Genomic DNA, 11607 nt, shown 5'->3' on the forward strand with positions numbered 1-11607 from the left:
GTCCCCGCTCGCGTATTGTACAATACGCGAGCGGGGACGCTCGCACTGTAAATGCAAAACTGAGATGCTCCCCACGGGCACAACCTACCACTACCACTACTACCACTACTGGTATATTAGACCTCTCCAATAATTATTGTGGAACAGGCATCCTGCCTGTTCAAAACTTACTATTCGGTCGAGGTCTAATAAAAATAGTCTACAACAGCTTGGGCGACATCCTCCGTACCATTTTTATCCAATTTATCCGACAAACAGGGGGGATGCAGCGGTTGTCGCAAAAACTCCCAATCCCCCTCAAAAAACTCCGTCGCCGTCAAAATTTGATGTTCCGCATAATTTTGAATCCCTTCCAGCAACACCGCAGCTTCTGCAAAACCTTCTCTCCTTATAGAAACAACAGGTATTTCCAAGCGCAAAGCTTCCGCAAAAGTGCTGTATCCCGGTTTAGAAACTAAGCGCCCGCAGACAGGCATAATATCAACCGGACGGGGTAAAATCGGGAGAGATTTTGCAAACTCCTGATTTTTGACTTTAATCAAATTCGGCAAATCGGGAGCGCCCGCATCAAAAGTAATAAATTGCCAGTCGCTAAATTGCTGTAAATTTTGATAAGGAATTTCCTCTAAACCCAATCCGCCGAAAGTCAACAATACAGTTTTTTCCAGCGGTGTTTCGATGCCGAATACTTCCCGAATTTTTTCGTTACTGTAGCGAGGATTGCCGCCAGTCAAGCCCACATCTTGAATATTTGGGAAAGCTGGCATCGGTTCGTGCAAAGGAAGACGAAAAAGGCGATCGCACATTCCGAAACACTCACCAATCCAATCTGCCATTTCTAGAAATTCCCCGCCCCAATCGCGATAGATAAAATCCCACCCAAAATTGCTCATCATCCAGCAAGGAACCCCAGCCGCTGCTGCCATTCGCGTTGCCAAAGGAGGAATATCTGCCAGCACCAAACCCACCCGATTTTGCTTGATAAAATTAACTTCGCTGGCAATTAGGGAATTTTGCTTTTTCCGAATTTCCCGCAATTTTTCCAGCGTCGCGTCTTTATCCATATTCAAACTGTCAGCTTGCACGACTCCGACATCAAAAGCGCGGGGACGGTGGATAAAGTCGCCCGTAATATAAGATTCTAGCAGCCAGCGAGGTGCTGTTGTTGTGATAATTAGTAAGATATCTGGATTTAATTCTTGAATTTTTGCAGCTACGGAGGAGACTCGGACAGCGTGCCCGAATCCGTGATTTGTGATGGCAATATATAATGTTGGTCGAGACATTGATAATAGGGAATTAGGAATTGGGAATTGGGAATTGGGCATCGGCCAAACAGGGAATTGGGAATTGGAGGTAGAGACTGGAAGCCAACAAGGCCAAGCTTCAAGGGACGCACAACCAACAATGACACAATTAATAACTAATGAATATCGAATATGCAAGAACTCATCAATCGCGCGCACCCTCAGACCAAACAGGTAATTGATTAATTTTGTCCAGGGTTATATCTACATACTTTTTACCGTCCGCTGCTAGATTTTCCCCAAAATATCCCTCATCGCCGTCGTGCTTGTGAGGGCCGCTCAAAGCTGCTGCATAGCGGCCTTGCAAACGAGCTTGGTTGAAAGGAGAAGTCGCGTACCAGTACCAGCGACTCGGAAAAACTATGCCGCCAATATCCTCAATTGAATCGCGAGTGCCGCGAAAGTGGAAAATGCGATCGGCCTCTGCAAAACCATTTTCTCCCGAAAACACGCCTCCAACCGAAACAACCGTAATTTCTGCCTTCAGCCATTCTTTAAGATAGCGAGTAGCACCCAAAGCAACTTGGGCGCCGCCGCTAGTGCCAATTAAAATAACTTTCAAAGGTTGTTGAGGATTAACTGAAATGGGAGATTGAGCATTCATGCGATCGATAATTGCCTTAGCCATTCCCTGATTGTATGCAAACCCGTAGCGATAATCTAGAGAAATGGCAAACCTCCAGAGATTGCGAATTTTAATGAATATATCCCCCGCAATCGGCCCGCTTTTTGCCTGTTCTGCAAACCGCCAAAAAGGAGCTAGCCACCGCTCTCCTCCTAAACTTTTGTTAGAGGCTGAATAAGGAAAAACATCGCCCACTGCTACGCACTGCGGGTGACTTTTCACTAAACGCTTGAGAAAAAACTCTTCACCAGGGGTTAATTCATCCCCCGAAAAATCGCCAACTCCCGGTAAAAAGATTATATAACAATTGATCGGCGAAGACTTGCGGGCTTCTAAATTGCCCTTGTTTGAGGGCAATATCTCCGGCGGATTTTTCTTGATACCAAACGTTTCGGCACTTTGATTCAGCCACCATATAACAGTTCCCACCGGCGAAAGAATGCCCCAAACTAACAGGATTACGCCTGCGATGAGCAACAAATTTAAACTTCCCCCGCGCAGCCATGCAAGTATCCGTAAAATCAATCTTAGCATTTAATAAAATCTGGTAGAATGCCAATTAATTACCTAATTACCTAGAAATAGTTCGGTGATTCTGCTGTATTAGAGCTTATTTTGTAAAAGTTGTCAACTATCTTGAGGAGCAGGAGTTCAACGTGAAGGGAGAAGATTCAATTGCAGGCTTGGGGGCAACGCTTTGGAACGCACTTTCTTTGAATGGCAATTTTTACGAAAAAACTCCCTACACTCGCAGAACTAAGCGGATAGCTTTAACAATTGTAATTTTAGCTGCGCTGTCCCGCGTTTTGGGCAGTGCCGTCATTTTGTTAATCAATCGAACTGAGCTATCAGTGTTATTTTTAGCACTTTGGATAGATGGTTTGGCAATCGCGGGGGGTTATTATTTTTGGACTTTCACTATCTTTAAAATCGGGGAGTGGCTGAAACCGGGTCACGTAGCTTATAGGGAGTTGTTGGTTCCGATCGGGTTTGCTTACGCGCCCCAAGTGCTGAATTTCTTAACCTTAATTCCCTTGCTGGGAGAAGGAATAGAGCGGATATTAGCTGTGTGGAGTTTGCTAGCTGTAATTGTGGCGGTTCGCCAAGGTTTGGATATTCAAACTCGCTGGGCGGTGTTAATTTGTTTTGTGGGTTGGCCGTTGATTCAAATTGCGATCGGCTTTGTGAAAGTAATTGAACAGTTGCTTTCACGATGGCTTTAATTCATCAATACGGCAGCAGTATAGTAAACTCGCTTCCCTCTCCGGGTTCCGACTTGCCAATTAACTTTCCTCCATGTTGTTCAACCACAATTTGATAACTGATAGACAATCCCAAACCCGTCCCCTTACCTACCTCTTTAGTAGTAAAAAACGGGTCAAATATTTTACCCAGTACCTCCGAACTCATCCCCACACCATTATCAACAATGCGAATCGCTACTTGATTTCCTTCGGCGACTTCAGTCCAAATCTGAATTGTCGAGTCAAATTCTTTCCCTCTTTCGCGAGACAAAGCATCAATCGCATTAGTCAGTACATTCATAAATACCTGATTAATTTCTCCCGGATAGCAGTTAACTAAAGGCAAATTGCCGTACTCCTTGATCACTTGAATCTCAATTAATTTGTGATCCAAAATCATCAACGTGCTGTCGATACCTTCGTGGAGATTAACCCATTTTCTATCTGATTCATCTAGCCGAGAAAAGTTTCGCAGCGACAGCACAATATCGCGAACTCTCGCAGCCCCAAATCTCATTGACTCTATCATTTTAGTGAAATCAGTCATCAAAAAATCTAAATCTATTTGCTCTGTTTCATTGACTATTTCTTGCACGGGATTTGGGTAATTATTTTGGTATAAACGTAGTAAATTTAGTAAGTTTTCAGCGTATTCATTGGTGTAATATAAATTTCCATAAATAAAGTTAATCGGGTTATTAATTTCGTGAGCAATTCCCCCGACCACTTGCCCTAAACTGGACATTTTTTCACTTTGAATTAGCTGCAATTGAGTGTGGCGAAGTTCTTCCAATGCAGTATGCAATTTCTCAGTTCTTTGCGCTACTCGCGTTTCCAGAATAGTATAAAAACGGGCATTTTCTAGAGAAATAGCTGCTTGTGCAGACAATATTCCCAAAAGTTCAAGCCTGTCGCTAGTAAAAGCACCTTTGGTTAAATTATTTTCTAAATAAAACATTCCCGTAAGGTTGCCTTGATGGATAATTGGCAATACCAGGATAGACAGGGGGTGATTGCTCGCAATATACGGGTCATATTGAAATTGATCGGATCGTGTAGCATCATCTAAAACTAAGTATTTTCTGGTTCTTTCTACATAGTCAATTAAGGAAATTGGGAGGAGATCAGATTCCGCAATAGGGAGAGATTGCAACAGAGTGACATCATTAAACTCACCTGTAAGTCCAGCTTCTATGAATAATTGATTACCTGTCTGGGCAAGAAATAATACTTTTTGAGCGCCTGCGTTTTCCTTCACAAGCTGTACGAGTTTCTCTAGCAAACGGCTGAGGATAATTTCGCTCGAAACAGCTTGAGATGCTTTGACAACAGTTGGTAAATCCAGCACCAAACTATTGTTGATAGTAGTTGTGGCAGTCGTGACCACATTTTTATATATTGCTTCTTGATTGCGATCGACTAAATAATGATAACGGGATTCTAAGTATTTAACTTTTGCTGTAGCTCCCCAGCGGATGTAGGCATAATAAGCTTTTCTCACATAAGTTCGAGCAATTATCTCTTTATCCCAAGATTGATAAAACTCTCCCGCTAATTCATAAGCTAATGCTTCTTCTTGGATGTAACCGTTAGCAGCCGCTCCTTTAATAGCTAAGTCATAATAATCCATAGCTGCAAGTTTATCGCTGAAAAGTCGAGCTTTCTCAGCTTCAACTAACTCGTACTTGTGCTGATAATTCATGGGTGCATGGTATGCCCACTTTTTCATAATTTGCTGATTAGAGTTAACAATAGCTAAGTCTGCTTCTTGATTGTCACTGTCAGGATAGTGAGCGAGGATAGCCAGCGAATAGTAGAAATTGTGTACCCCAACAGTGATTAAGCCGATCGCCCCATCTGCATATTCTGCCGCTAATTTACCGCTGGCAACAGCCGCAGCATAATCTTTAAGTAAATAAAGCAGCATCAATTTAGCAACATAAGCTGCAAACAGCGACATTCGATTATTTTCTTTCTGCCAACGCGACATCACAGCAGGTTCATCCAACCTGTCGCTAACTAATCGTACTTGATCTGCTGTTTTGCTTCTTAAGCTTGAAGCAAGTAATTGCCAAACTTTAGCATAACCTATGGCAAATTTGTGTTTATTTTTTATCAAAAAATCCATATAAATGATTTGTTTTTCCGTGACATATTCTAGCGGTTCTCCCACCAGAAATAAATTAGTAATATAGTGCTTAGAGTTATAAATTGCCCATTCTAAATCACCACTTTCCAGAGCAAAATTCCTTCCTTCTAGAAAGGAAGCAAGTGTATTTTTAGTAGACTCTTTCCATATTCTTATATGACCATTAAACATTACATAAACCTTAGCTTTCTGTTGGCTAGCATTAAATTGTTCTAGCAGCTTTAAAGCGATTAGCCCAGCGTAGTAGCCCGCTTCGATGTCGCCTTCGATGCCGCACAGCATCATTCCATAAAGAGTATAGGGAAAAGTAGCTAATGCTGAATGACCCCGATCGATACAAAGATTAACCATAGTCAAGACGAGGGAGGACACAATTTCTGGTTTGGCAATATAAGCAGGAGGATAGAGGGCTGTCAGGATTTCCATAGTTGCCAGTTGATAAGGATCTGTCATAACTGGCAGGTTTTCTAATTCCTCAATTCGCGGCAATTTGGGCACTGCAATGGTTGGGCTATCTAATAGGTTTACTCCCAGCATTTCCAGCACTTCTAAACCTGTTTCAACAGCTTTTAGCATCTGGCTTTGAGCCTGATAAAATAGGATCTTTAGCTGATACACTTTCACTATGTCAAGCTGGTTTTTAGCCGATCGCAAAACCACTTCTGCCAAATTTTCTGCTTGCTCGAAATTGGTGTTTAAATATTCCGCTTCCAGCGTCTCTACATACAGCCGCAGCGTCATGCTATAGTTGCGATCCCAGCTATCAGGTGCTAATAAGGAAATTCCCACATTCAAATACTTAACAGCGGGTTCATAAGCGTTAGCTGCTTTTGCCTTATGTCCAGCCATTAAATTTAATCCTGCTAATTCCTCTTTTTCTGATGGCAGGCTTAGACACTCACTTCCTACATTCAACTGGTTGATAATATCAAAAATTTTCTCTTCTACTTTATCGGGTGGCGTATTTTCAAACAACAATTTACCGATGCTAAGATGAGTGGCTTTCTTTTCATTATCAGGAATCAGCGAATATGCAGCTTGCTGGACGCGATCGTGCAAAAATTTATAGCCGATTCGCGAAGAATCGAAAGTTAAATTAAATCCGGCTTCTCCATCTAAAAATAAAGGAATGAGGTAACTCTCATTCAAGGGAAGTATTAACCCCGCTTGCAACGCATCCCAGAGTTCAGTCGCAGTGACTGACGGAGATTTTGCGTTGACAGTAGAGAGAACATCTAAAGTGAATTTGTCCCCAACACAAGCCCCCAATTTCAAAACTTGTTGTGTAGTCTCTGGCAATTGTTGAATCCGACTGGCTACCAGTTCAACTACACTCTTATCTGTGATGCCAATAGCGTGAATATCCTCAATGTTCCACTGCCACTGCCCTTTTATTCCGGGAGACAGCAGCCTGGGAAAGTCAAATCTCAAAAGTTTTTCTTGATAAAGAGTGTTGAGCAATTGCGTCAAGAAAAAAGGATTGCCACCACTCTTATTCCAAATTAACTCCGCTAAAGGTTGAATTCTTTCTGAGTCATTCAATGTCTCAGAAATTAACTCAGTCACATGAGCTAAAGAAAGAGGTTCCAGCACTAAATTGTGGAGAATAATCCCCGTTTTTTGAAGGTACTCTACTGTTTGCATTAAAGGATGGGTAGAGCTAACTTCATGGTCTCGATAGGCTCCAATTAATAGTAAATATCTGCTATCTGGGTCAGTCGCCAGCAATTCCATTAATTTCAATGTCGCTGAATCTGACCACTGCAAGTCATCGATAAATATGACTAAGGGATGCTCTTTTCGCGCGAATACGTGGATAAATTCTTTGAATAGCCTGTTAAAGCGGTTTTGTGCTTCTGTGGGGGCAAGTTCCGCAACCGCAGGCTGTTTGCCAATTACCAATTCTAGTTCGGGAATCACGTCAATAATTACTTGTCCGGCATCGCCTAGTGCGGCTAAAAGTTTATCTTGCCAATCTTGTAATTTTTTGATATTTTCCGTAAGTAACTGCTGGATCAAAGATTGAAAAGCTTGAATTAAAGATGCGTAAGGTATATTCCGCTTGAATTGGTCAAATTTACCTGAAATAAAATAACCCCGCTGTCTGGTGATGGGTTTTTGAATTTCGCTAACTACGGCCGATTTGCCTATACCTGCATAACCCGACACTAATATCAGTTCAATTTGGGAAGGGGAATAATTTTCTTCGCAAGGATTAGCTACACGTTCAAATGCTGCCAATAGTTCGCTGACTTGTTTTTCGCGACCGTACAATTTTTGAGGAATCAACAACTGACTCAATATATCTAAGTTTCCGGGCGTAAAATAGACTATCTTGCCTGTAGTTTCTAACTGATGCAAACAATTTTCTAAATCCGCTAACAATCCGCCTGCTGTTTGATATCTATTTTCGGCATTTTTAGCCATTAATTTCATCACAATTTGTGAAATTGCTGGTGGAATGTCGGACTTAATTTGCTCCGGTAAAATTGCTTGAGAAGCTATGTGACTGTAAACTATTTCTAAAGGGTCGTTACTCATAAATGGTAATTGACCTGTCAGCATTTCATATAAGGTAATCCCGATAGAATAAAAGTCGGTGCGGTAGTCGAGGGTGCGGTTCATTCTCCCGGTTTGTTCGGGAGACATATAAGCAAAAGTACCGACTATAGAGTTAATATTATTTATTTGGGGATTTTCTTTGGACAATCGTGAAGCAATCCCGAAATCTGTCAGTTTAATAATTCCTGTTTCGCTGTTGATGATGATATTGCTAGGCTTAATATCTTTGTGAATAATTTTTTGAAGGTGCAGATATTCTAAGGCTTTTATGAGTTGAATGCCCAACCTCAAACAGGTGATGACTTCGAGCTTTTGTCGGGACAGGAGGCGATCGAGAGATTCGCCATCAAAGTCTTCTAAAAGCAAGCCGAGACGGTTGTCAAAGGTTTCTAGGCTAAGGACTTTAACTAGGCCCGGATGGTCTAAATGTTGGCGAATGCGATACTCGTGCTTGATCCGGGTAATTGCATCGAGGGTGGGATATTCAGCTTTCAGGATTTTGAGTACGGTTGTATCCTGGTGGGTGGGGATTTTTCCTCGATAAATAATCGTTTCGATACCTTCGTGGAGAGTGGAGTGGATTTGGTATTGCGAGAGAAATTGCATGGAGTTCTGCTGAGAGTTGAAAATATATGTGATTCTAGTCTGTGTTCGCTGTTGACTGTGGGCTGTTGGCTGACGGCACTACCACCCTCCCTCAACAGTCAAAAATCTTGACATGGCAACTGTTATATGCTTCATTCAACCATGTACTTAGGCAAACAAAAATCAAGCTTAATTTACTGGAACAAGAATATGATTTATACATAACAATGATATTATTCATGCAATCCAGCCATTTTGCTACTATTATTCTCAATTAATATCCGATCGACAGCGGACGGCAACCACACCCCTACTATTCGGGTCTCCCCACTGTCCCTACCCCCTTAGCAAGATACATTGTTAGAGAACGAAATACACAAAAATTTACATCTATAATTTGTGTAGTGTTCCAAATCGCTCCTCACCAGCAGCGATACAGCCCTCGCCAAGACAGTAGGATAGAAAAAATATGTTTGAACGCTTTACAGAACAAGCCATTAAAGCAATCATGCTAGCCCAAGAGGAAGCGCGGCGCCTCGGTCACAATTTTGTAGGCACCGAGCAAATTCTTCTGGGACTCGTCGGCGAAGGCACTGGCATCGCTGCAAAAGTATTACTGGATATGGGCCTCAACTTGAAAGAGGCACGCAATGAAATCGAAAATATCATCGGTAGAGGTTCCGGGTTCCTCCCGCCAGAAATTCCTTTCACACCCCGCGTCAAGCGCATTTTTGAGACGGCCCTCAACGAAGCGCGGCAGTTAGGGCACAATTACATCGGCACCGAGCACATCCTGCTAGGGCTGATTCAGGACGATGAAGGGGTGGCGGCGAAGGTGCTGCAAAACTTGGGAATCGATCGCCAGAGAGTCCGCACCCAGGTAATTCGTGCCGTGGGAGAAGTCGCGGCGGTACCCGGAGGTAGGGGAGATAGTGGCGATCGCAAAATCCCGACTTTAGAAGAATTTGGCACAAACCTGACCAAGTTAGCCGCAGCAGGCAAACTCGATCCCGTCGTGGGCCGCGAAAATGAAATCGAGCGCGTGATCCAAGTGCTCGGCCGCCGCACGAAGAACAATCCAGTGTTAGTAGGCGAACCGGGAGTAGGCAAAACAGCCCTCGCCGAAGGCCTAGCCCAGCGAATTGTTAACAGAAACGTCCCGGAAATTTTAGAAGACAAACAAGTAATCAGCCTCGATATGGGTTCGCTGATTGCTGGTACAAAGTTCCGAGGCGAATTTGAAGAACGGCTGACGAAAATCATGGCCGAAATTCGCGCGGCCGGCAACATCATTCTGGTCATCGATGAAATTCACACCTTAGTCGGTGCAGGCGCAATTCAAGGTAGCATGGACGCATCCAATATGCTCAAACCAGCCCTTGCCAGAGGCGAATTGCAGTGTGTCGGCGCAACAACCTTGGACGAATATCGCAAGCACATCGAGCGCGACGCTGCCTTAGAACGGCGCTTCCAACCGATCAAAGTCGGTGAACCGAGCGTGGCTGAAACAATAGAAATATTGTACGGCTTGCGATCGGCTTACGAACAGCATCACAGACTGACAATTTCCGACGCAGCTTTAGAAGCAGCGGCCACACTGTCAGACAGATACATTAACGATCGGTTTTTGCCAGACAAGGCGATCGACTTAATTGACGAAGCAGGTTCCCGCGTCCGCGTGATGAATTCGCAAACCCCCCCCGAAGTTAAAGAGCTCAAAAAGCAACTGCCTGCAGTAACAAAAGAAAAAGATGCAGCCGTGCGCGAGCAAGACTTCGACAAAGCTGGAAAATTGCGCGATCGCGAATTAGAAATTGAAGCCGAAATCGCCGAAGCTACGATCAACAAAAGCCAACTCAAAACTTCTCCCATCGTCACCGAAGAAGACATCGCCCACATCGTGGCTAATTGGACGGGAGTACCAGTCAGCAAGCTGACAGAATCCGAATCGGAATTGCTGCTGCACATGGAAGATACTTTGCACCAGCGCTTGATCGGTCAAGAAGAAGCTGTCAGCGCAGTTTCTAGGGCCATCCGTCGCGCGCGGGTAGGCTTGAAAAATCCCAATCGCCCGATCGCCAGTTTCATCTTTTCCGGCCCCACAGGCGTGGGCAAAACGGAACTTACAAAAGCCCTAGCAACATATTTCTTCGGTTCCGAAGAAGCCATGATTCGGTTAGATATGTCCGAATTCATGGAACGCCACACGGTTTCCAAACTCATCGGTTCGCCTCCGGGTTACGTCGGCTACGACGAAGGCGGCCAACTAACAGAAGCAGTCCGGCGCCGTCCTTACACAGTCATCTTGTTCGACGAAATCGAAAAAGCTCACCCGGATGTCTTCAACATGATGCTGCAAATCTTGGAAGACGGCCGCTTAACTGATGCTAAAGGTCGGACAGTAGACTTTAAGAATACCCTGCTGATCATGACCTCAAACATCGGTTCGCGAGTGATTGAAAAAGGCGGCGGCGGTCTCGGTTTCGAGTTTGCTGAAAGTGCCGCAGACGGGCAGTACAACCGCGTTCGCAGCTTGGTAAACGAAGAACTGAAACAGTTTTTCCGTCCCGAATTTATCAACCGCTTGGATGAGATTATCGTCTTCCGCCAGTTGAACAGGGAAGAAGTGAAGCAGATTGCGGACATTATGTTGCAGCAAGTCTTCAGCCGCTTAACAGAACAGGGTATTACTTTGTCGGTGACAGACCGATTCAAGGACTTGTTAGTTACAGAAGGCTACAATCCCAGCTACGGTGCTCGACCTTTGCGCCGCGCAATCATGCGGTTGTTGGAAGATGTACTGGCTGAGGAAATGCTGTCTGGGAAGCTGAAAGACGGTCAAAAGGCGATCGTTGATGTGGATGAAAACGGTCAGGTTAAGGTAGTGCCCGATGGTTCATCTGAGCCAAAATTGCCCGAATTCGCATTAAGCCATTAATGCACTCTACCAACGGATAAATACTGTTGATTAAAAACCCGGTTTCTTCGAGAAACCGGGTTTTTAATTAAAAAATACCAGTAAAAAAAAAGCAACTTAGGAATGAGAATTAAATAACTTAGAATTTTGATGGTTCTTGTGGGATGGGCGTCCCGCCCGTCCAGAAAGGGCGGGCGGGACGCCCATCCCACAAACTT

Annotated in this window: 5 protein-coding genes; 2 read left to right on the forward strand and 3 right to left on the reverse strand. The window is 44.0% G+C overall.

Annotation, left to right across the window (positions count from 1 at the left end):
- Positions 1-185 precede the first annotated feature (185 nt).
- Positions 186-1286, reverse strand: a complete 1101-nt coding sequence (locus QT992_RS08950; protein ID WP_333322232.1) for a glycosyl transferase — start codon at positions 1284-1286, stop codon at positions 186-188.
- Between the two features lie 166 nt (positions 1287-1452).
- A complete protein-coding gene (locus tag QT992_RS08955; protein WP_333322227.1) occupies positions 1453-2466 on the reverse strand; it encodes a hypothetical protein in 1014 nt (337 codons plus the stop codon).
- A gap of 122 nt (positions 2467-2588) precedes the next feature.
- On the opposite strand from QT992_RS08955, the gene QT992_RS08960 reads away from it, so the two are divergent.
- Entirely contained in the window at positions 2589-3155 is a 567-nt protein-coding gene (locus QT992_RS08960; RefSeq protein ID WP_333322228.1) for a hypothetical protein, read from the forward strand.
- A gap of 4 nt (positions 3156-3159) precedes the next feature.
- Here the strand turns inward: QT992_RS08960 and QT992_RS08965 are convergent, their stop codons facing one another.
- Positions 3160-8493: an AAA family ATPase gene (locus QT992_RS08965; protein WP_333342742.1), complete on the reverse strand. Its 5334-nt coding sequence runs from the start codon at positions 8491-8493 to the stop codon at positions 3160-3162.
- Positions 8494-8941: 448 nt separating this feature from the next.
- Between QT992_RS08965 and QT992_RS08970 the strand changes: the two genes are divergently transcribed.
- Positions 8942-11410: an ATP-dependent Clp protease ATP-binding subunit gene (locus QT992_RS08970; RefSeq protein WP_333342743.1), complete on the forward strand. Its 2469-nt coding sequence runs from the start codon at positions 8942-8944 to the stop codon at positions 11408-11410.
- Positions 11411-11607: the final 197 nt, after the last annotated feature.

The sequence above is a fragment of the Microcoleus sp. T3_D1 genome, from assembly GCF_036700405.1.
GTDB lineage: Bacteria > Cyanobacteriota > Cyanobacteriia > Cyanobacteriales > Microcoleaceae > Microcoleus.